This window comes from Streptomyces sp. HSG2 (genome assembly GCF_016598575.1).
Lineage (GTDB): Bacteria > Actinomycetota > Actinomycetes > Streptomycetales > Streptomycetaceae > Streptomyces.
Genome location: NZ_CP066801.1, coordinates 619,521 through 640,777, shown reverse-complemented (window position 1 = coordinate 640,777; position 21,257 = coordinate 619,521). Strand labels below are relative to the sequence as shown.

Here is a 21,257-nt window from a genome sequence, read left to right as displayed (position 1 = left end):
CTGGGGAGGACAGTGGGCATCGAGAGGGAGATGCGCCGCCTCTGCGCGGACCTCGTCACGGGGCTGGGCCCGCCCACCGCGCGCTCCAGCGACCTCTGTGTGGCGTTGTGCGCGGCCATGGGCGAACGCCGAGGTCGACCCGTGGTCTTCCGTGCGGCGGCGTTCCCCGCCGGGACAGCCAGCGGACTCTGGCTCGACCTGGCGGACCAGGACGTGGTCGTCGTCGAGGAACGCACCGCGCCGGAACACCAACTGGTCATCCTCGGCCACGAGCTGTGGCACATGAACGCCGGCCACCAGGGCCGGGACGGCCCCGGCGGTCCGGTCACCACCCGGCTGCTCGGCGCGACCCTCGACGAACGCGCACTCCGGGAGACGGCGCGCGCGGTGGCCGCACGTACCGACTTCGACGCCGCCGAGGAGCGCGAGGCGGAGAGGTTCGGGCTCCTTCTGGCCAGCAAGTGCCGCGCCTGGTCGGGCGGGTCTTCCTCGCGGGACCCGGGCCGACGAGACCACCTGGCCGGGCGGATCGAGGCATCGCTGGGCTACCTGCGCTGAACTCCGAGACCCGCGCGGGTGCCGTTGCCGAACCGCCGGGCCGCGCCCGGGGCGCCCCAACCGTCAGGGACGCGGTACGACGACCACCGTGGCGAGCAGCCCGTCACGCACCGTCCAGCGTCCGTCGAAACGGCCGAGCCGGTCCCGCCCGACCCTCGGACCGGGCACCAGGAGCGAGGCGCGAAGGGCCCCCCGGTCCACCCGGTCCGGCCCCGTCGTGAACTCGATGTCGGCCTCGTCGAAGTCCAGCCAGGCCCCGGTCAGCGGGAACCACGCCTTGTACACGGACTCCTTGGCGCTGAACAGCAGCCGGTCCCAGGGCACATGCGGGCGCTCCTCGGCCAACCGTCGCAGCCGGTCCCGTTCCGACGGGAGGGCCACGGCGTCCAGGACGCCGTCGGGGAGCGCCGCCGCCGGCTCCGCGTCGATGCCGACGGAGGCGAGATCGGTGTCGCGGACCAGCGCGGCGGCGCAGTAGCCGTCGCAGTGCGTCATGCTGCCCAGCAGACCCTTCGGCCAGAGTGGCGCCCCGCGCTCCCCCGTCAACACGGGCTGCGCCGGCACGCCGAGTCGGAGCATGGCCCGGCGTGCGCAGGAGCGGACCACGGTGAACTCTCGACGACGCTTGGCGACCGCCCGGGCCACCAGTGGCTCCTCCTCGGGGTGGAGCGGGGTGTGCCCGGTGTCGTCGTGGCCGAAGTCCTCGACGGTGGCGACGGTGTCCGGGAGCAGCTCGGCGATCACCGGGCGGCCTCCTCGCCGGGGAGGATGAGCCGCGGTCGGCCCGGTGGCTCTCGCCGCTCACGCCACTCGCGGGGGTAGCCCACGGACACCTCCTCGAAACGGACCCCCTCGTGCCAGGTGGTGCGGGGGATGTGCAGATGGCCGTAGACCATGGTGTCCACGCGGAAACGTCGGTGCCAGTCGGCGGTGCGCAGCGTCCCGCACCACATGGCGAACTCCGGGTACCGCAGCACCTCGGTGGGGTGGCGGTCCAGGGGGTAGTGGTTCACCAGCACCGTCGGGGTGTCGGCGGGGAGCGCCGCCAGCCGTGCCTCCGTCTCGGCCACCCGGGCGTGGCACCAGGCCTCGCGGCCGGGGTGGGGGTCGGGGTGCAGGAGGTACTCGTCGGTGCAGACCACCCCGGTGGAGTGGGCGTAGGCGAGGCCCCGCTCCATGGTGTCGCACCCCGCCGGGAGGAAGGAGTAGTCGTAGAGCAGGAAGAGCGGAGCGACGACGACCGGCCCGCCGGGACCGTGCCAGACGGGGTAGGGGTCCTCGGGAGTGATCACGCCCAGCTCCCGACAGAGGTCCACCAAGTGCGCGTACCGCTCCACACCGCGCAGGGTGACCGGGTCACGCGGGTGCGTCCAGAGTTCGTGGTTGCCGGGGGCCCAGACGACCCGGGCGAACCGCTGGGCGAGGGTGCCCAGGGCCCAGCGGATGTCGGTCGTGCTCTCCGCCACGTCCCCGGCGACGAGCAGCCAGTCCCGGTCGTCTTCCGGGCGCATCGCGGCGACCAGTTCGCGGTTCTCCGCATGGCCGACGTGCAGGTCGCTGATCGCCCACACCCGACCCGCGTGCGTCGTCATCGTCTCTCGCTCCTTTCGAGCCGGCCCCCGTCGCCGCCGTCGGAGAGCGGCGATCCGGACTCGGGGCCACGAGATCACACGGAGGGGTCGGCGGACAAGGGATCCCGGCCGCGCGTGCCGGTGGGCCGAGGTCGGCGAAGGTAGGCCAGGCCAGGGTGGACGGCGGCGTAGCCGTCCACCAGCCGTCGGGCCACGTTCACGGAGTCGATCAGCGGGTGCAGGGCGAAGGCCCTGATCGCCGCCGCCCGGGAGCCGGATTCGGCCGCCGTGAGCACCTCGCGCTCGGCCGCCTTGACCGCGCACACCAGCCCGGCGGCGTGCGCGGGCAGCGGGTCGACGGGCAGCGGTCGCGCACCGCCGGCGTCGACCTCGCAGGACACCTCGACGACCGCCTCCGGATCGAGGCCCGGCAGGGTGTCGCCGTTGCGCACGTTGAGGACGAGGACGGTCGGCTCGTCGCGGACCACGGCGCGCATCAGAGCCGCGGCCACCCACTCGTAGCCGCCCCCGGTGTCCTCGGTGGCGCGCTCGCCGGCACCGACCGCACGGCGGTTCTCGGCCAGGTAGGTCGCCTCCCGCTCGGCACGGGCACGCCGCCACAGGTCGAGGGCCGAGACCCCCGGGTCCGTCGCCCGGTCGTAGAACGCGGTCTGCTGGCGCAACAGGAACGCGCCCCGTGTGAGTTCGGCCTCGCGAACCGAGCGCACCGTCTCCCGGTGGAAGTAGTAGTAGTGGAGGTACTCGTTGGGGATGGCGCCGAGGGACCGCAGCCACTCGACACCGAAGAGCCGGCCCTCCTCCAGGGAGCCCAGTCGCTCGGAGTCGGCCAGCAGGCGTGGCAGTACGTCCCGACCGTCCACGAAGGCCTTGCGCACCCAGCCGAGGTGGTTGAGCCCGGCGTAGTCCGTCCGGCATCGATCCGGGTCGGCCCCGAGCGCGCCGGCGATCCGCCGGCCCAGGGCCGAGGGGCTGTCGCAGACGCCGATCACTCGGTCGCCGAGGTGGCGGGCCATCGCCTCGGTGACCAGACCGGCCGGGTTGGTGAAGTTGACGACCCAGGCACGAGGGGCGACACGGGCCACCCGACGGGCGATGTCGACCGCCACGGGCACGGTCCGCAGCCCGTAGGCGAGTCCTCCGGCCCCGACTGTCTCCTGACCCAGGACGCCCTCCGCCGTCGCCACCCGCTCGTCTTCCGCGCGTCCGCGCAACCCCCCCACCCGGATGGCGCAGAAGACGAAGTCCGCCCCGCGCAGCGCCTCGTCCAGGTCGCCGGTGACCCTCACCGGCGGGGAGTCGGGGACGCCGGCGGCCTGTTCGGCGAGAACCCGGCCCACTGCGGCGAGGCGTCCGACGTCCGTGTCGTGGAGCACGACGTCGGTGACCCGTCCGACGCCTCGATCGGCGAGTGACGCGCCGTACACCAGGGGTACTCGGAAGCCGCCGCCGCCCAGGATGGTCAGCCTCACGTCCGTCTCCCTCTGTCGAGGCCCGCCTGTCCCGGCCGAGCATGGCATGTCGGTACGGTGCCCTCCCGGGCCCACGCCGCCACCGCCCGACGTGATCCCCGTTTCACGGCCATCGCACAGGTTCTCCCGATGTCCCGCACAGGCAGGCCGAGCAGTCTCACGGCCATGTCTCAGGATCAGACCAGAACGTCCGGGCCCTCCTCTCCCTCCCGACGGATCGTCCTGCTCGGCGGTCTCGCCGCGGCTCTCGGCGTGTCCGCCTGCGGGCGCACGACCGTCACGGGGGTGGCGCACTCCTCGGCCACCGGAGAGGTCCCGCAAGTATCCGAAACCGTGCCCGAGTCCACCGAGTTGACCGGAGACTACTCGATCGTCGATCCCACCACCGGAACGGAGATCGACGTCGTCGTCGCCGACGGCATCCGGTCGATCCGGGCCAACGGCCTCCCCAACCACGAGACCGGCGAGTTCCCCAACCCCGGCAATCCCAACTCCATCTCCGCGCAGTCGTACGAGTTCGAGCTGCCGGTGGCGGGGGAGGTCGCCGCCGAGCCGACCCCGCTGCTGCTCCCGCAGCCGTTCGGCATCGCCGTCAACGGCGTCCTCTTCGATCCCCTGGCGGCCGAGTGGTACCGGGGCGACCGACAGTCCGGATGGACGGTCGAGGCCATCAGCCCCACCGCGTCCCTCGGCCTCGACGACAACCACGCCCATGTGCAGCCGACCGGCGCCTACCACTACCACGGCATGCCCACCGGCCTCGTGGGCAACCTGGACCCCTCCGCTCACTCCCCGCTGCTGGGATGGGCCGGCGACGGCTTCCCCGTCTACGCGCGGTACGGCTACACCGACCCCCAGGACCCGGAGTCCGGCATCAGCGACCTGACCCCGTCCTACCGACTGCGGTCCGGCACGAGATCCGGCGGTCCGGGCGGCCGCTACGACGGCACCTACACGGAGGACTTCGAGTACGTCGAAGGACACGGCAAGCTGGACCTGGCCAACGGCCGTCAGGGCGTCACCCCGGAGTACCCCGACGGGACGTACTACTACGTCCTCACCGAGTCCTTCCCCTTCATCCCCCGCCACGTCGTGGGCACCATGGCGGACAGCTTCGTCGTCAGCGGCGGACCCCGCTGACGACGGGCCGGCACGCCGGCCCCACGCCGGGAAACGGTACGGGGGCGCGGTTGCCACGACCGTGCCCCCGTACCGTCCCGACGCGGACGGGAGAGGTCCCCCGACCCTGCGTCGCCGACCCGTTGGCCGGCGACCGGACGGGGGCGGCACGGGGCCTTCGACCCGGGTCGGTATCGTGTGCCGATCACGAGCGACACACGGGGGCTGACAGGACGTGGCGGCGGACACCGGCTGGATACGGGTTCCGGTGGGCGATGACGCGGCGCGGTGGGCGACGCGTGGGCGCACCACCAAGGTGCTCCTCGTCGTGCACAACGTGACGGCCGCGACCCGCCTTCTGGATGTCCTCCCGCTCTTCCACGACGATCTGCGCGTTCAAGTGCTCGCCACCGGTCCCGGCTCCTCCGCATTCCGGTCCGGGCTCGAAGAACTGCTGGCCGCGGTGGGCGTGCCGGTGTTGCCCTGGGAACAGGCCGTGGCGACGCCGGTCGCCCTGGCGATCTCGGCGAGCCTCGGCGGTCGACTCGACGCCGTTCCGGGAAAACTCGTCGTCCTGTCGCATGGTGTCGGATACCCCAAGAGACTCGGCTTGCCGGGAGCCGGGAGCCGGGAGCCGGGAGCCGGGAGCCCTCCGCCCGTGTTCGGCATGTCGCCGGAGTGGTTGCTCGACCCGGAGGGACGGCCGATCGCCGACGCCTTGGTGCTCTCCCACCCGGAGCAGGCCGAGCGACTGCGGGCCGGCTGCCCGGAGGCGTCCGCCACCGGGGTCGTCGCGGGCGACCCGTGCTGGGACCGTGTCGTCGCGGCTCGCCCGGACCGCGGGCGCTTCCGTCGGGCCCTCGGCACCGGTCGCGGTCGCCGACTCGTCCTCCTCACCTCGACCTGGAACCCCGAGTCCCTGTTCGGCGACGGCGGAGACGACGTCCTGCCGTCCCTGCTGCCCCGTCTGGCCGCGGAGTTGCCCGCGGACGAGTACCGGACGGCCGCCGTGCTTCATCCGAACATCTGGCACGGTCACGGTCCCGGACAGGTCCGCGCCTGGCTGGACCGCGCCAGGCGGGCGGGACTGGCGCTGATCGACCCGCTGGACGGTTGGCGTCAGGCGCTGCTCGCCGCCGACGTCGTGATCGGCGACCACGGCTCCGTCACCTATTACGCCGCCGCGCTCGGGACGCCCGTCCTGCTCGCCGCCGCCCCCCTCGCGGGTCTGGACGCGTCCGCACCGACGCACGCCTTCGTCCGCGCCGCCCCTCGTCTCGACCCCGACAGGGCGCTGCGCCCCCAGGTCGAGGCCCTGATGGGCACACACCACCCGATGCCCGAGCCGGCCGCGTTCGTCAGCTCCGCGCCCGGGGCCTCGGCGGCGCTCCTGCGCCGACTCTTCTACGACCTGATGGGCCTTCCCGAGCCCGACGCCCCGGCCCGTCTGGAGCCGTTGCCGCTTCTCCCGCTCGACTCGGGCTCCCCGCGCGTCCCGATGACCGTGTTCACCAGGGTGACGCACCCGGACGAGGTCATGGTGACGCGGTACGCCGACCTCCGTCCGACCTCCGCCCCGCCAGGGGACGTCCACCTGGCGGTGTCGGAGGACACCCGGGAGACCGACCATCTGGCCCTCGCCGACCTGGTCTTCCGCCACGGACCGGCCGATGATCCACGCCTGGGAACGCCCGCGCGGTGGGCGGCCGAGGTACTGGCGCGCCACCCCCTCGCCGCGATGGCGGTCCGGGTGACCGACCCGACGAGCTGTCTGGTGCGCACCCGCTCCGGGGAGTCGCTCCGGATCGCCGCCGCTCCCGGCGTCGACGGTGACCCGCTCGCCTACGCCTCGGGTCTGTACGCGTGGTTGGCCGCGGGCTGGGAGCCGGGGGAGCTTCCCGGCCGCCGGCTGACGGTTCGTACGGGAGACGTCGCGCACGCGGTGACGGTCGATCAGGTCAAGTGAGGCAACGCTCCCGCAGTGTCCTCAGCCACGCCACGTGTGGGGTCGCGTTCTCCCGTGCCAGCACGGTCAGCGCCTCCTCGACCAAGGGCAGCGCGAGGTTCGCCGCCCCGGCGTCCAGATGGGTCTCGGCCAGATCGGTCAGCGTCCGGGCGCTGTTGTAGGCCTCGCCTCGCCCGCGGAAGAAGGCGAGGGCCCGCTCCGACGTCGCCACGGCCTCCGTCCGGCGCCCGAGCCCGCGCAGCGCCCGCCCGCGGTGTCGCTGCAACAGGGCCCGGGCACGGGGCAGGTCGGCGGCGCCCTCGTCGCCCGGGCCGATGGAGTCCAGGATGCGACCCGCCTCCTGGAAGGCGGCACCCGCCTCCTCGAACCGCCACTGTCGCAACCGCAGCAGCCCGAGGAACTCCACGGCGGAGGCGTGCCCGCGCGCGTGCCCGGAGGCCCGCTCGTCCCGAGCGGCGGCCCGGATCTCGCTCTCGGCCTCGTCCCACCGCCTCGACTCGGTCAGGGAGTGCGCCAGTTGCGCGTGCAGGGCGCCCGCCGACGCACTGCCGGGCGTGTGGGCGTCGGCGACGCGAGCGCCGATCCGCAACGCGGGCAGCAGGATGTCGTGATGGCCGGCCTTCAACTGCAACGGCCAGAGCGCGCGGCACAGCGTCAGCACGGAGTCCACGTCGCCGAACTCCTCCGCGGCCCGTACCGCCGCGACGAGGTTGGGTGCCTCCGCCGCGAGCGCCGCCACCGCCGCCCCCCGGTCGGCGAAACCGACCGGGGAGTGGGCGCGCGGTACCCGCCAACTCTCCGGCAGCGCCGCGCGTGCCGCGCCGACCGCGAGATCCCGGCAGTGCCGCACCACCCGGTCGACGGCCGCCGAGCAGGCGGCGACGCCGTCCGTCGCGGCGGCCGTCCGGGCGGCGTGCGTCCGAACGGCGGGGCGAAAGCGATGGCGGCCCCCCTCCGAGGTCTCGATCAGGAGCGCGTCGACCAGCTCGGCCAAGTGCCGCCTGGCCTCGGCCTCCGAAACGTCGGCGGCCCGAGCGGCCGTCGCCGCGTCCACGGCGGGCCAGTCGTGTACCCCGGTGAGCCGGTAGAGGCGGGCCGCACCGGGGGTGAGACGCCGGTAGGAGTCCATCGCGGCGGTGTGCACGGGATGGTCGCCGGGCGTCCCGGGAGGGCGGGCCGCGGGGCTCGCCGGAGAGAGCAGGTGGGTGGCCGCGGCCCGCAGCGCGTAGGGCGATCCACCGCAGCGCTCCAGGACGCCGGGCAGCGCCGCCCGGGCCGCCGCCACGGTCCGCTTGCCCGCCAGGTCGGTCAGCAACCGCACGGCGTCCCGACGGGCGAGCGGTCCGACCGGCACCCGCAGGGCGTCCAGGCCGGCCGGCGGGTGCCGGGCGACCACCAGGGTGAACACCCCCGGAGCGGCGGTGAGCAGGGGCCGGACCTGGGCCGCCGACTCCGCGTGGTCGAGGACCAGCAGCGAGCGCCGGTCGGTCAGGCAGTCACGCAAAAGCGCGGAGCGGTCCTCGACCGTCGGGGGGATCTCCTCCTCGGGAACGCCGAGCAGCCGCAGGAACGTCGAGGTGGCCTCGGCGGGGCCGCGCGTGCGCAGGTCGACGTAGAGCTGGCCGTGGGGGAAGCGATCGGCGCGCAGCCAACCCCAATGGAGGGCCAGAGAGCTGGTGCCGATGCCCTCCGGTCCGTGGACCACCGCGATCCTGGGCCGGCCCCGGTGGGCTCGGGTCGCCTCGCCGTCCAGGAGGCGCAGGGCACTGCCGCGGTCCGTGAAGGACCGGGGGCCCGGCGGCAGGCCGGGGCGGCGGCGACCGACGCCGGATGACGAGTGCCGGCCGCGCACCCCTTCCGCGAACCGCAGCCAGGCACGGGCCAGTTCGGGATCGTCCCGCACTCGTTCGTGGACCAGCCGCGCCACGTCCTCCAGTTGCTCCCGGGTGGCGGGGGCGACAACTTCCCGGCCGGCGATCCTGCGGACCAGGCCGCCCGCCGACTCCCAGGCCCATCGGCCTGCCTCGTTCGCCATGCCGGCCCCCACGGCCCCCAACACCGCCGCGATCGCCCCCAGCGAGATCGGATCCAGCATCCCGGCGCTCCCCCGTCCACGACTCGACGCTGCCCGACACCCTAGTCCCGCGTGTCGCCTACGCCCTCCCTCACACCTGCCACGGGCCCTCGACGGGCGGTGGCCCCGGCCACGGCGGTGACGACCTCGGGCACGGCGGGGGCCGGGACGGGGCCGTGGCGCGGCTCCGCGGCCCGTGCGACGAGCGGGGTTCAGGACGGGCGCGCCATGGCGTCGAGATGGGGCAGGTCGTGGTCCATTCTCTCGCGCTTGGTCCGCAGGTAGGTGATGTTGCCGTCGCACGGTGGGATCAACAGCGGCACCCGCTCGGCGATCTCGATGCCGTGGCGCGTCAAGGCCTCTCGTTTGGCCGGGTTGTTGGACATCAGCCGCACGGAGGCGATGCCGAGGTCGGACAGGACCCGCGCGGCGGCCTCGTAGTCGCGGGCGTCCACCGGAAGGCCGAGCGCGAGGTTGGCCTCGACCGTGTCGAGGCCGTCCGCCTGCAACGCCATCGCCCGGAGCTTGGGGAGCAGGCCGATGCCGCGGCCCTCGTGGCCGCGGAGGTAGACGACCACGCCCGCGCCCTCGTCGACGACGGCGCGCAGGGCGGCGTCCAACTGGTCGCCGCACTCGCAGTGGCGGGAGCCGAAGGCGTCCCCGGTGAGGCACTCGGAGTGGAGGCGGGTGAGCACCCTCTCCGTCCCGATGTCCCCGTGGACGAGGGCGACGTGTTCGTCGCCCCGTTGGTGGTCGTAGTATCCCACCGCCTGGAACTTTCCGTGCACCGTGGGCAGGGGGGCGCTGACGACGCGCTCCACGTCGGTGCGCTGGGGTGACTTCGTACCGAGTACGCCGATGTTCTCTGTCATGATCTTCCGAGTTCGTCAGGGGGATTCCGGGACGGGTGCCGCTCGACGAGGTCGTCCTCGCCGGGAGTTCGTCGATCGCGAGGGAAGGCCGAGTACGAATGAGTGGGGCGCGGATCGCCGGCGTGCTGCCGATGGACACCACCGAGGACGTGCGGCAGCGGGGGGCGGGCCGGGCGCGACAGGTCGCGCTGCTGCCGGTGGGCAGCTTCGAGCAGCACGGGCCGTACCTGCCGCTCGCCACGGACACCCTGGTCGCGTGCGCCGTGGCCCGGGAGATCGCCGCGGCTCACCCGGTGCTTTCGCTGCCCCCGGTGACCGTGTCCTGCTCGCACGAGCACGCGGCCTGGCCGGGTACCGTCAGCGTCTCCGCTCCCACCCTGCACGCCGTGGTGCGCGACATCGCCGACTCGCTCAGAGCCTCGGGCGTCGAGGCCCTGGTGCTGGTCAACGGCCACGGCGGGAACTACGTCCTCGGCAACGTGGTGCAGGAGGCCTCCGCGCGCGGTGAGCGGATGGCGCTGTTCCCCGCCCCGGAGGACTGGGAGGCGGCCCGCGAGAGGGCGGGTGTGGTCGGTTCGCTGTCGAGTGACATGCACGCGGGGGAAATCGAGACCTCTCTGCTGCTGCACAGCCACCCCGAGGCCCTCCGACCGGGATACGAGAAGTCCGACTTCGTCGCCGACGATCGGCGTCATCTGCTCTCCCTCGGCATGTCCGGCTACACCCGGTCCGGGGTCGTCGGCCGGCCCTCGCTGGCCTCGGCGCGGAAAGGCGAGGAACTGCTCGCGAGTCTCGTCGACTCCTTCGGGGCCTGCCTGGACGTGGTGACCCGCGAGGAGATCTGAGCGCCGACGCTCGGCCGTCCCGGCACCGGGGCGCCGCCCGTCGCTCCCGCCGCGAAGGCCGCTCGGTCGGTGCCGTCGAACGTGTTGGTCCCGGGCCCGGAAGCCGTAGCCGACCCCTCTCGCGGCGGCCTCGCCGGGCCGGCGGCGTTCGGTGGCGGCCCCGCGATCCGCCGTACCGTCCGGGCGGCACCCCTGCGTGCCCCCCGCCACGCGCCCCGGCGGGCGAGGAGCACCAACGAGCCGGGCAGACTGGCCGCGAGGCACAGCACCCCGTAGACCACCGCCACGGTCAGGCCCTGGCCCGCGCCCAGACCGGCGGCGCCGAACGCCCAGGCGGTCGCCCCCTCCCGAGGGCCCCAACCACCGACGTTCAGTGGCAACGCCATGGCGAGCAACGCCAGCACCGCGAGCGGCAGCAGCGCGGCCACGGAAGCCGTGGTGCCGGCGACCCTGGCGGCGAGCACGAACATGGTCAGGTGGCCGGCCAGGACGACCAGGGAGGACAGCGCGACGGCCGCACCGCCCCGCCGGGGCATCAGGCCCGCCCGCGCCGTGCCCAGCCGCGCGCGCAGCGAGCCCGCGCTCGCCGCCGACGAGCGGTGCGGACGCAGTGCCACGGCCACGGCGACGGCGCCCGCGAGCCCCGCCACCACCAGTGGTGCCACCTGCCGGACGCCCGTCATGACCGGCGACGGCAGGGACAACAGGACCACCGCCCCGACACCGAGGAGCGCCAGCTGCCCGGCGACGCGTTCCAGGAGCACGGCCGCCGCCCCGCGCCCCGGACGCTCCCCGCCGTGCCCGTGGCGGACCGCGCGGTGCACATCGCCCAGGACGCCCCCGGGCAGCGCGGCGTTGAGGAAGAGCGCCCGGTAGTAGTCGGCGACGGCCGGCCGCAGCGGCACGCGAAGACCCAGACCGCGCCCCACCAGCGTCCAACGCCACGCGCTGAAGACGGTGGTGACGACACCGATGCCCAGCGCGGCGAGCAGCGCCCCGGCGTCGATCCGGGCCAGGCCGTCCACGAGCGCCCCGGTGCCGAGCCGCCAGACGACCACGCCCAGGATCGCGGCGCCGACGACGCCCCCCAGACGGGAACGGACGACCCGCGGCCACCGCGAGACTCGGAGGCCCGCACCCGGAGGGCGCGACCGCGCCCCGGCGGCGTGGGCGCACCCCGCACGAGGCGCGCGGGCCCGCGCGGCGGTGGGGCCGGGCACGAGCACCGCCCGCCGCTCCCGCACGGTCCGCGCGCTCACCCCGCCCCTCCCCGCGTCGGGCAGAGAGCGAGGAGGTCCCGGTGGTGCACGACGACCCGTAGGTGCCCCGCCGCGCAGGCGGCCAGCCGCTCGGCGAGGTACCGCTCGGCGGCGCCGCGCAGCCCCGGGCGCTCCTCCACGGCCGCGCCCACCCACCCGCGCAGCCACTGCGCGGTGAGCGCCGCTTCCTCCGGCCCCAACCGCCAGGGGCTGGGCCGCGTCAGCACCGTCGCCCCGCGCCGCTCGAACGCCTCCGCCGCGCTGTCCGTCGCCTCCGGGCCGAGCAGTCCGTCGCGTCGTTGATGGGAGTCGAACGCCTCCGCCAACTCCGCGTCCAGCGGATGTTCCGGGTCGAGGGCCACCCGTCCGGCCACGGAGAGCGTCAGCAGCGCGGGACAGCCCGCCCCGACCACCGCGGCGGCGAGCGCGTCGGCCTCCTCGGCGGTCACCACGTCGAGCAAGGCCGACGCCGTGACGAGGGAGGCCCCCCGCAACGCGTCCGGCGTGAGCCGGGCGAGGTCGCCGCGCCGTGTCTCGACGGTGACCGGACCGCCGTCGGCGGCGCGTCGAGGGGCGTCCGCCGCGGCGAAGTGCAGCAGGTAGGGATCGCGGTCGTGCAGGATCCAGCGCTGGGCTCCGTCGATCAGCGGAGCGAGCCATCTGCCCATGGACCCCGTGCCACACCCCAGGTCGTGGACGACGAGTCCGTCCGACGGCATCTCGGCGAGCCGGCGCCGCAGTGGCCCGAGAAGCTCCCTCGAACGGGCGTCGGCGTCGGCGGGCTCGCGCAACCGCAGCCACTCCGGGGCGTACCGCGGGGGGTCGGCCGGCTCGCCGGCGGGCGGACGCCAGGTGCCGTGCTCGTCGGCGGCGCGGCCCGTCGCCTCGCGGCTCTCCCGCCCTCCCTCGGGCGGGCCGTGCCGTCCGGTGGGCCCGGCCCCGGGGATGACGTCCCGAGCCGCGTCCGGGCCCGGGACCACCCGCCCCGTGTCGCCGGGGGTCGGCCCACCCGGGGCGGCGTGGTCGGCCCGGGACACCGCCCCCGCCTCCTGGGCCTCTCCCGGTCCGGTCGCGTGCCGTGTCCGTCCCGACGCCACGGAACGGGCCGCGGAGGCCGGCGCCGGTTCGGCGCGCCCGACCCGCGTGGGGGCACCTGCGGTGGCGTCGGTCTCGGTGCTCCTCACGCCGACCCCCGTGACTCGTCAGGCAGTCGGCGGAGGACCCCGGCCAGGCTTCGCGCGGTGGAGGCCCAGCCGCCGAGGGCGGCCCGTCGGCCACGCGCGGCGGCCTTCAGCCGTCGACGCACGTCCGCCTCACCGAACCAGCACCGGAGTTCCGCCGCCAGGGCTCCGGGGCTCTCCGGCGGCACCAGGATGCCGGGCACTCCGCCGTCGGGCGCTCGGCCGATCGCCTCCGGGAGCCCTCCGACGTCGGTGGCGAGCACCGGGATGCCGCGGGCCAGGGCCTCGGTCACGGCCATCCCGTAGGTTTCCGCGTAGGAGGTGAGGACCATCAGGTCGGCGGACGCGTAGGCGGCGTCGAGGTCGGCCCCGGCCTTGGGACCCGACAACTCCAGCCGGTCCTCCAGGCCGTGCTCCCGGATCCGCTCGCGCAGCGCCTCCACGTACCCCGGGTCCTGACCGAGACCGCCCACGAGGGAGCAGGTCCACGGCAGGTCGGTGACCTCGGCCAGTGCCCGCACCAACCGGTGTTGGCCCTTGCGGGGCGTGACGGCCGCCACGCACAGCAGCCGGGAGACGCCGTCCGTCCCCGGCGCGATCGGGGCGATGTCGGCGCCCGGCACGGCGATGTGCACTCTGGCGGGGTCGAGCCCGTGGTGGGAGACGAGGCGGCGCGCCGCCCAGTCGCTGGTGGCGACGACGGCCGGGACGGCCCGCAGCACAGCGCGTTCCCGGGCGTCCAGGTCCGCGGCGCGATCCGGGGCGAGTCCGGTCTCGTCGGCGAGGGGGAGGTGCACCAGGACGGCCATCCGCAGCCTCGCGGCCTCCGGGACGACGATGTCGGGCACTCCGCAGGCGACCAGCCCGTCCAGCAGCACCACGGCCCCGTCGGGCAGTCGGCGCAGCGCGCGGGCGAGCGCGGTCCGCGCGGTCTCGTCCGGTCGGGGCCAGGAGCCGGGCACGATCGTCCGACGCACGCGCCATCCGAACCCGGGCAGGTCCAGGCAGACCCGCCGGTCGTAGGCGTTGCCACCGCTCGGCGCGGCCGGGTCGTCGACCCCGCCGGGCATCACGAAGTGCACGGAGCGCAGGGACATGGGGATGATCTCGCCGTTCCTCGGTGTGGACGCCTGGGCGGGCACGTAGCCGAGGCGGGTCCGGGAACCGGTCGACGCGGTCGCTTCCAGGGTCAGTTCACTCACAGCGCACGCTCGTAACTCGCCCAGGCGACGTGGGATTCGTGCAGGGTAACGGTCAACTCGGCCAGGCCCTTGGCCCCCTCGCCGAGCGCGCCCCGGTGGACGCGCTCGGCGAGTCGGTCGGCGACGACCCGGGCCAGGTACTCGGTCGAGGTGTTGACCCCGGCGAAGTCGGGCTCGTTGTCGAGGTTGCGATAGTTCAGGTCGCCGACCACGGAGCTCAGTTCACGAGTGGCGAGTCCGATGTCGACGACGATGTTGTCGTCGTCCAGCTGCTCCCTCCGGAAGGTGGCGTCCACCAGGAACGTCGCTCCGTGCAGGCGCTGCGCGGGTCCGAAGACCTCGCCGCGGAAGCTGTGGGCGATCATGATGTGATCGCGGACGGTGATGCTGAACAACGGACGACCCTCCATGTGTGGCGCGTCTGATCCCCCGCCGGTCGGTGCGCGGGACGTCGTCTAGTACGACGACACCCGGCCTCGCGTTCAGCGTCCTCGCCATCGGGCCTCAGAGGTTCGGACTGGTCAGAGGTCGCGTGTCGGCGGGGTCGGGAGCCGTTGCCCGCTGCCCCCTCAGGGGTACCGGACGCGGTGGCACAGGGCCGGGAGCGCGCCGGAGGCGAGCCTCGGCATGATTTCCGGCAACTCCGTGAACGACGACTCCCCGGTGATCAGGGCATCGAGCGTGGGGTCGGCGAGCAGATCGAGGGCGAGGGCCATCCGGTCCGCGTGATCCCGGCCGGCGGCCCGGGGCGACACGGTGCCGACCTGGCTGCCACGCAGGGTCAACCGGCGCGAGTGGAAGGCCTCGCCGAGCGGCAGGGCGACGGGGTGGTCGCCGTACCAGCTCAGCTCGACCACCGTCCCTTCGGGGCGCAGCAGTTCCAGCGATCGACGAAGGCCCCGCTCGGTGGCGCTGGCGTGCACGACGAGATCGAGGCCGCCGAGAGCGTTCTCCGGGGTCGCGAAGCGCGCGCCGAGCGCCTCCGCCACCGAGGCACGGCTCGGGTCGACGTCGACCAACTGCACGCGGACTCCGGGAAAGCGGGCCAGCAGCGCGGCCACCGCGCAGCCGACCATACCCGCGCCGACCACGGCCACGCGGTCGCCGAGCAGCGGTGCGGCGTCCCACAGGGCGTTGACGGCGGTCTCCACCGTCCCGGCGAGGACGGCGCGGCCGGCCGGCACGGAGCCCGGCACCTCCACGACCGCCGCCGCCGGGACGACGTAGCGGGTCTGATGGGGGTGCAGGCAGAACACCGTCCGGCCGGTCAGCGCCTCGGGCCCCTCCTCCACCACGCCCACGCTCAGGTAGCCGTACTTCACCGGTGCGGGGAAGTCTCCCACCTGGAAGGGGGCCCGCATCGCCGCGTGCTGACTCTCCGGCACCCGGCCGTCGAAGACGAGGGTCTCGGTGCCGCGGCTCACGCCGGAGTACAGGGCGCGGACGACGACCTCGCCGGGGCCCGGATCCGCCAGGTCCACGTGTCGTATCACCCCTCGCCCGGGCGAGTCGAGCCAGAAGGCCGCAGCGGTGCGCTTCAACGGATTTCTCCTGAACGATCGGTAGGCCGGCCGCGTACCGAGGGGTGCGCGGGTCGCGGACAACGTAGCGGCCTTGATCGACTCTGTCACTCGGCCGGAGGGTGTTCGGTGGCCCTGAACGACATGTACGACGCGAGTCCCGTCCGGCGGGAGATCGCAGCGGGTGCGGCGGCGCAGGTGGTCCTGCTGGGGTCGTTGAGCGCCGCCGTGGGCATGGGCCCGGTGGGGTGGCTGACCGGCCTCGGCTTCGCCCTGGCGGTGTGGGCGACGCTCTCCCGGGCCCTGCGCCGTGCCCGCCCGCTCGCCTTCGGCGCCGCCAACCGCGTCACCCTGGGCCGGGCGGCCCTGGTCGGCGCGGTCACGGCGATGGTGGCCGACTCCTTCTGGCACGCTCCGTCGGCGGCGCTGCTGGTCGGGCTGACCGCGCCGGCGTTGTTCCTGGACTGTGTCGACGGCAGGGTGGCCCGTCGCACGGGCACCTGCACCCCGCTGGGGGCCCGCTTCGACATGGAGGTCGACGCCTTCCTGATCCTGGTGCTCAGCGTCCACGTGGCGACGCGGTTGGGCCCCTGGGTGCTGCTGATCGGCGCCATGCGCTACGTCTTCGTCGCCTCGGCCCGTTTCCTTCCGTGGCTGAACGCCCCGCTGCCGCCGAGCACGGCCCGCAAGACGGTGGCCGCCCTCCAAGGGGTCCTGCTGCTCGTCGCGGGTGCGCGGGTCCTGCCGCCGCCGGTCGAGACGGGGGTGGTCCTGGCGGCGCTGGCCTCGCTGCTCTGGTCCTTCGGACGGGACGTGCGATGGTTGTGGCGGACCTCCCGCACCGCGGTGCCCTCCCTCGACACCCGTGAGCTGGTCGCTCACTGACCCCGCGTGGGTCCCACCACGCGGCACGGGGGCGACCGCTCCTCGACGACGCGGACCGCGCCCGCCGAGGCACCCCGCCTGGCGGAGCCCCGGCGTCCCCTCGACGCTCCCGGCGGTCCGTGCCATCCGGTGCTCCCGGTACGGCAGCATGGGGGCATGGACGACACGAGGCGGTTGGAGACCTCCCCGGCCACGCGGGCGCGCATGAGTCGCCAGAAGAGTCGCGACACGCGGACGGAGATCGCCTTGCGGCACCTGCTGCACGCCGCCGGGCTCCGGTACCGGGTGCACCGACGGCCGGTACGCGAGGTCCGACGGGAGGCCGACATCGTCTTCGGGCCCGCCAAGGTGGCCGTCTTCGTCGACGGTTGCTTCTGGCACGGGTGCCCCGATCACGCGACCTGGCCGAAGAACAACGCCGCGTTCTGGAAGGAGAAGATCCAGAAGAATCGGGCCCGAGACCTCGACACCGACGCCCGATTGGAGGCGGCGGGCTGGCTGCCTCTGCGGGTGTGGGAACACGAGCGCGCCGAGGCGGCGGCGGACCGCGTGATCGAGGTCGTCCGACGACGCCGCGAGGCGCCATGCCGCGGCACCGGATCGTCCGGTCTCGGCGGGAGGGACCCCGGCTCTCCGACGTCCCGAGGCGATCACCCCGCGACCGCGCACGTGTCGTCCGAGCGGTCCTGACGACCCGGATCGTGTGGAGTGGGCCCCCGACCGAGCCTCCTGGCCGGTACGCGTCCTCCGCTCGGACCCTTCCCCGGTCGGGCCGCCACACCGGCGCGGCCCGACCGGGGCGGGCCCGACGGAGCCGCCCCCGGCCACTTCGCCGCCCGCCTTCGAGCAAACCCGGGACGGGGGCTCCGTCAGTCCTCGCGCACCGTGATCACGGCGACCGGGCAGGCCTGGGCGGCGTCGAGCACCGCCCCCCGCAGCCTCGCGGGCGGGGTCGGATCCACCAGCACGACCAGGGAATCCTCGGCGTCCTGGTCGAAGACCTCCGGGGCCGTCTCCACGCACCGGCCCACCCCCATACACCTGTCCTCGTGGATCCGGATCCGCATGCGACCTCCCTCGCCTCCGTCTCCCGCTCCCCGCGCGGTCACCAGGTGACCGGGAGGTCGTCGAGCGTGAGGAACAGCGTGTTCGGGCGGTAGGGAATCTCCGCGTCCGGCACGGCGATCCGCAGCCCGGGGAAGCGGGCGAACACGGCCGGCAGCGCTATCCGCAACTCGGCGCGGGCGAGCGTGGCGCCGATGCACTGGTGGATGCCGTGAGAGAAGGCGAGGTGGTTGCGGATCTCACGGCCCAGGTCGAGCCGGTCGGGGTCGTCGAAGACCCGAGGGTCCCTGTTCCCGGCGTGGATGGCCAGGACGACCCCCTCCCCACGTCGTATGGTCACCCCTCCGATCTCCACGTCCTCCGTGGCGATGCGGCGCAGACCGGTCTGAAGGAAAGGAACGTGGCGCAGGATCTCCTCGACGGCGCCGGGCACGACGCCGGGGTCGGTACGCAGGCGCCGCAGCTGGTCGGGAGCGCGCAACAGGCTCAGTACCCCCAGGCTGAGCATGTTGGCCGTGGTCTCGTGCCCGGCCAGGAGCAGCATCGAGATGGCGCCGACCGCCTCGTCCTTGGCGATCTCGCCCGTGGCGACCCGCCGCACCGCGATCTCGCTCATGAGGTCGTCCTGAGGGTCTCGCCCCTTGGCCTCCAGGAACTCCTCCAGCCAGGACAGCATCTCCTCGAAGGCCCGGGTGACGTCGGCGCCCGAACGGCCGATGTCCAGGATGTCCTGGGTGTTCTTCTGGAACACCTCCCGGTCCGCGTACGGGACACCGAGGACCTCGCACATCACCAGGCTCGGCAGGGCGAGCGCGAAGTGCTCGTGGAATCCCACCGGACGGGGCAGCTCGGCGAGGGAGTCCAGCAATTCGTCGACGATCCTCCCGATGGCCGGCTCCAGCGCCTCGACGCTCCTGGGAGTGAACGCCTTCGCCAGCATCCTGCGGACCCGGTTGTGGTCCGGCTCGTCGTAGTGGTTGAAGGTCCCGTTCGGCATGGGTGGTTCGTCGATCCGCAGATGAGGAAAGCCCGGTCTGTTGCGGTCGGCGCTCAACCGCTGGTCGCCGAGGCCGTCCCGGATGTCCTGATAGCGGGTGACAAGCCAGGCGCTGCCGCCCCCCACCACGGAGATGCGGCGGATCGGCTGCTCCTCGCGCCACTGGTCGAGGAGCGCGGGGAGGTCGAGCGGGTCCGCGCCCTCGTGGCCCTGCGGTGGAAGGTCGTCGTACGTGGTCTCGGTCAAGGCAGCCTCCTTCGAGGGGTACGCGCGGTGTCGAACGAGCGCTCGCCGCTCCGCCCGGCACCGGCGGAGGGCCACCGCCCGGCCGCCTCGCCGCACCGAGGGAGGGCACGCCGACGGCTCGCCCACGGCGTGCCCGCGCCCCCTTAGGCGGCGACCGGTGACGCCAACCCCCGGGGCCGCGCGGTGGACTCGGACCGATCCTGTGGGATGCCCGGGGCGCCGATCAAACGCGTTCTCCTCATGCTGGGCATCGAGTCAGGCGATGGGCGCGCCCCGCGCCCTCGGCGAGACGCTGGTCGCCCGCACCCCTGCCCACAACACGACGGCACTCGGCGTCCTCGGGACCCCGAGAAGGTGCCGGCCCGCCTGCGGACGGCGCGCGACCGCCCGCACCCCGACGGAGAGCTTCCGGCCGCACGACCGGCGAGAGTCGAAGATCACCAATGATCGCGGCAACCAGGAGATCCCGGGAGAGGTCTCGGCCGACGCCCGGCACCACTCGCCGGGCTCACCATGGCGCGGTATGGGCAGGCGCCGTGCCGAGGGAGCGAAGAAGCCGGTCCCCTCGAGCGCCGGCCGTCTCGGCCTGTCATCCCTGGTCTGACCAGGAAGTTCGCTCGGTTGTTGGTCACGTGGTCGGTCACGCCGCAGCCGGAGAAACAGAAAGACCCCAGACGAACTGGGGTCTTTGCCGGCTGGTGTCCGAGGGGGGACTTGAACCCCCACGCCCATTGAAGGGCACTAGCACCTCAAGCTAGCGCGTCTGCCATTCCGCCACCCGGACAAGGTGTCCGTCGCCCGAGCGAGAGCCATTCGCGCGGCGACGACGTCCACCATATCAAGCTTTCGCAGCGCCCTTCACCTGCGCTTTCCGCACCCGGACGAAGCCTGGTGAGCCGCTCGGTCGAGTGCCGAGACGCTCTCACGTACCGTGATGCCCGGACAGTCGGAGGGTGACCCGCGGTGCGCCCGGGAGCGTGTGCCTCGGAAACTCCGTCTCGATGGTCTGGCCCGACGGGCGGCGCGGCGCTGCCGGGTCCGGGTGGGACGGCTCCCCTCGGGCGCGGCGAGCGAGGGCCTGGTGTGAGGCGGGGGCCTCGGCCCGGGCGACCTCGGCGGTGTGGCGGCACCGAACACCGTCAGGGGCAGCGGACGACCTGACCGGCGTAGGAGAGGTTCCCGCCGAATCCGAAGAGCAGGACGGGGTCCCCGGTGGAGATCTCGCCCCGCTCCACCATCTTGGCGAAGGCGAGCGGGATGCTGGCCGCGGAGGTGTTGCCGGACTCCATGACGTCCCGGGCCACCAGGGCGTCGACGGCGCCGATCTTCTCCGCCAGAGGCTCCACGATGCGCAGGTTCGCCTGGTGCAGGACCACGGCGGCGAGGTCCCGGGGGTGGAGACCGGCCTGTTCGCAGGCGCGCCGCGCGATGGCGGGCAGTCGGGTCGTCGCCCACCGGTAGACGCTCTGGCCTTCCTGCGCGAAGCGCGGCGGCGTGCCCTCGATGCGCACGGCGTGGCCCATCTCGGGAACCGAGCCCCACAGAACCGGTCCGATGCCGGGGCCCTCGGCGGACGCGTCGGAGGGTTCCACCACCACGGCTCCCGCCCCGTCGCCGACGAGCACGCACGTGGTGCGGTCGGTCCAGTCCGTCACCTCCGACATCTTGTCCGCTCCGACGACCAGTGCCCGGCGGGCCGCGCCGGCTCGGACGGCCTGGTCGGCGGTGGCGAGCGCGTGGGTGAAGCCCGCGCACACGACGTTCAGATCGAGCGCGGCCGGCTGTGGGATGCCCAGCCGGGCGGCGACGCGCGCGGCGGTGTTCGGCGAGCGGTCCACCGCCGTGGAGGTGGCTACCAGCACGTAGTCGATGTCCGCCGGGGCCAGCCCCGCACCGGCGAGGGCCTTCGCCGCCGCCTGCGCGGCCAGCTCGTCCACGGGCTCGTCCGGACCGGCGATCCGGCGGGTGCGGATGCCCACACGGGTTCTGATCCATTCGTCACTCGTGTCGACCATCCCGGCCAGATCCTCGTTGGTGAGGACACGGGCGGGCTGGTAGTGGCCGACGGCCGTGACGCGTGAACCGAGCATGGACGACATCCCCCTGGGTGCCTCGGATACGAGAACCACCAGTCTGGACAGTGACCCGCGGGTACTCGGGCAGGCGAACCGACAGGAATCGGTGGCTCGACTTGTCGGCTTCGGTCAGGCGGAGGGGAACGCCCGCCGCCTCCATCCCTCCCGTCCCTCCGCCCCGTTCGCCTCCCGGCGAGGCCCCGCCGGGCGCTTTCCCTCTCGCGGGGCCTTCTCGCCGGGCCGCCCGGCCCCCCGCGCGGTCGGTCTTCGACGGTTCGCGTCGTTCCCGGCCCGAGGTCGAGGCGGTGATACCCGATGTCGCCGCCGACGGC

General features: G+C 74.1%; 19 protein-coding genes, 1 tRNA gene and 1 pseudogene. 7 read left to right on the top strand and 14 right to left on the bottom strand.

The annotated features are described in order from the left end of the window. The first annotated feature begins 12 nt into the window (after positions 1-12). Positions 13-558, top strand: a complete 546-nt coding sequence (locus tag JEK78_RS02340) for a toxin-antitoxin system, toxin component (RefSeq protein WP_242483238.1) — start codon at positions 13-15, stop codon at positions 556-558. A 63-nt stretch (positions 559-621) separates the two neighbouring features. Here JEK78_RS02340 and JEK78_RS02335 read toward each other — a convergent pair whose 3' ends face one another. The 3 genes from JEK78_RS02335 to JEK78_RS02325 all read right to left on the bottom strand — a co-directional run bounded on the left by JEK78_RS02335 (position 622) and on the right by JEK78_RS02325 (position 3,619). After that, complete coding sequence (locus JEK78_RS02335; protein WP_200262430.1) at positions 622-1,302, bottom strand: 4'-phosphopantetheinyl transferase superfamily protein; 681 nt, start codon at positions 1,300-1,302, stop codon at positions 622-624. Next, a complete protein-coding gene (locus tag JEK78_RS02330; protein ID WP_200262429.1) occupies positions 1,299-2,150 on the bottom strand; it encodes a metallophosphoesterase in 852 nt (283 codons plus the stop codon). Before JEK78_RS02330 ends, JEK78_RS02335 begins: the two co-directional genes overlap by 4 nt. A 74-nt stretch (positions 2,151-2,224) precedes the next feature. Then, the gene (locus JEK78_RS02325) at positions 2,225-3,619 is read right to left on the bottom strand and encodes a 6-phospho-beta-glucosidase (protein ID WP_200262428.1); all 1,395 of its coding nucleotides are present in this window, start codon (positions 3,617-3,619) and stop codon (positions 2,225-2,227) included. 165 nt (positions 3,620-3,784) lie between these two features. On the opposite strand from JEK78_RS02325, the gene JEK78_RS02320 reads away from it, so the two are divergent. Continuing rightward, complete coding sequence (locus JEK78_RS02320; protein ID WP_200262427.1) at positions 3,785-4,759, top strand: YHYH protein; 975 nt, start codon at positions 3,785-3,787, stop codon at positions 4,757-4,759. Positions 4,760-4,973: 214 nt separating this feature from the next. Beyond that, the gene (locus tag JEK78_RS02315; RefSeq protein WP_200262426.1) at positions 4,974-6,704 is read left to right on the top strand and encodes a hypothetical protein; all 1,731 of its coding nucleotides are present in this window, start codon (positions 4,974-4,976) and stop codon (positions 6,702-6,704) included. Here the strand turns inward: JEK78_RS02315 and JEK78_RS02310 are convergent. Next, a complete protein-coding gene (locus JEK78_RS02310; RefSeq protein ID WP_200262425.1) occupies positions 6,697-8,799 on the bottom strand; it encodes a tetratricopeptide repeat protein in 2,103 nt (700 codons plus the stop codon). The genes JEK78_RS02315 and JEK78_RS02310 overlap by 8 nt on opposite strands. Before the next feature lie 191 nt (positions 8,800-8,990). Beyond that, positions 8,991-9,650, bottom strand: a complete 660-nt coding sequence (gene ribA / locus JEK78_RS02305) for a GTP cyclohydrolase II (RefSeq protein ID WP_200262424.1) — start codon at positions 9,648-9,650, stop codon at positions 8,991-8,993. A 98-nt stretch (positions 9,651-9,748) separates the two neighbouring features. Here ribA and JEK78_RS02300 point away from each other — a divergent pair, with 98 nt between their 5' ends. Continuing rightward, positions 9,749-10,495, top strand: a complete 747-nt coding sequence (locus JEK78_RS02300) for a creatininase family protein (RefSeq protein WP_200262423.1) — start codon at positions 9,749-9,751, stop codon at positions 10,493-10,495. 323 nt (positions 10,496-10,818) lie between these two features. Here the strand turns inward: JEK78_RS02300 and JEK78_RS23745 are convergent. The 5 genes and pseudogenes from JEK78_RS23745 to JEK78_RS02280 all read right to left on the bottom strand — a co-directional run. Beyond that, a pseudogene (locus JEK78_RS23745) lies at positions 10,819-11,553 on the bottom strand (lysylphosphatidylglycerol synthase transmembrane domain-containing protein); the annotation flags it as partial. A 197-nt stretch (positions 11,554-11,750) separates the two neighbouring features. Next, positions 11,751-12,938: a hypothetical protein gene (locus tag JEK78_RS23155; protein WP_242483236.1), complete on the bottom strand. Its 1,188-nt coding sequence runs from the start codon at positions 12,936-12,938 to the stop codon at positions 11,751-11,753. Next, positions 12,935-14,137: a glycosyltransferase family 4 protein gene (locus JEK78_RS02290; RefSeq protein WP_242483235.1), complete on the bottom strand. Its 1,203-nt coding sequence runs from the start codon at positions 14,135-14,137 to the stop codon at positions 12,935-12,937. Before JEK78_RS02290 ends, JEK78_RS23155 begins: the two co-directional genes overlap by 4 nt. Continuing rightward, positions 14,134-14,532 carry a 6-carboxytetrahydropterin synthase gene (locus tag JEK78_RS02285; protein ID WP_200262422.1) on the bottom strand — a complete coding sequence of 133 codons (399 nt, stop codon included), beginning with the start codon at positions 14,530-14,532 and terminating at the stop codon, positions 14,134-14,136. The genes JEK78_RS02290 and JEK78_RS02285 overlap by 4 nt, the downstream gene beginning before the upstream one ends. A gap of 174 nt (positions 14,533-14,706) precedes the next feature. Then, positions 14,707-15,678 carry a zinc-binding alcohol dehydrogenase gene (locus JEK78_RS02280; RefSeq protein ID WP_200262421.1) on the bottom strand — a complete coding sequence of 324 codons (972 nt, stop codon included), beginning with the start codon at positions 15,676-15,678 and terminating at the stop codon, positions 14,707-14,709. A gap of 108 nt (positions 15,679-15,786) precedes the next feature. Between JEK78_RS02280 and JEK78_RS02275 the strand changes: the two genes are divergently transcribed. Then, positions 15,787-16,542, top strand: a complete 756-nt coding sequence (locus JEK78_RS02275; RefSeq protein ID WP_200262420.1) for a CDP-alcohol phosphatidyltransferase family protein — start codon at positions 15,787-15,789, stop codon at positions 16,540-16,542. A gap of 156 nt (positions 16,543-16,698) precedes the next feature. Then, positions 16,699-17,232 (top strand): very short patch repair endonuclease, encoded by a 534-nt coding sequence (locus tag JEK78_RS02270; RefSeq protein WP_200262419.1) that lies wholly within the window; start codon positions 16,699-16,701, stop codon positions 17,230-17,232. 179 nt (positions 17,233-17,411) lie between these two features. Here the strand turns inward: JEK78_RS02270 and JEK78_RS02265 are convergent, their stop codons facing one another. Continuing rightward, complete coding sequence (locus tag JEK78_RS02265; protein WP_200262418.1) at positions 17,412-17,609, bottom strand: ferredoxin; 198 nt, start codon at positions 17,607-17,609, stop codon at positions 17,412-17,414. Positions 17,610-17,647: 38 nt separating this feature from the next. Then, positions 17,648-18,850, bottom strand: coding sequence for a cytochrome P450 (locus JEK78_RS02260; protein ID WP_200262417.1), 1,203 nt, complete (start codon positions 18,848-18,850; stop codon positions 17,648-17,650). Positions 18,851-19,112: 262 nt separating this feature from the next. On the opposite strand from JEK78_RS02260, the gene JEK78_RS02255 reads away from it, so the two are divergent. Continuing rightward, entirely contained in the window at positions 19,113-19,454 is a 342-nt protein-coding gene (locus JEK78_RS02255) for a hypothetical protein (RefSeq protein WP_200262416.1), read from the top strand. 92 nt (positions 19,455-19,546) lie between these two features. On the opposite strand, the gene JEK78_RS02250 is transcribed toward JEK78_RS02255, so the two are convergent. Together JEK78_RS02250 and JEK78_RS02245 are read right to left on the bottom strand one after the other, a co-directional pair. After that, positions 19,547-19,634: transfer RNA gene (locus JEK78_RS02250), tRNA-Leu, on the bottom strand. A 355-nt stretch (positions 19,635-19,989) separates the two neighbouring features. Then, entirely contained in the window at positions 19,990-20,940 is a 951-nt protein-coding gene (locus tag JEK78_RS02245; protein WP_200262415.1) for a beta-ketoacyl-ACP synthase III, read from the bottom strand. Between the last annotated feature and the right edge of the window lie 317 nt (positions 20,941-21,257).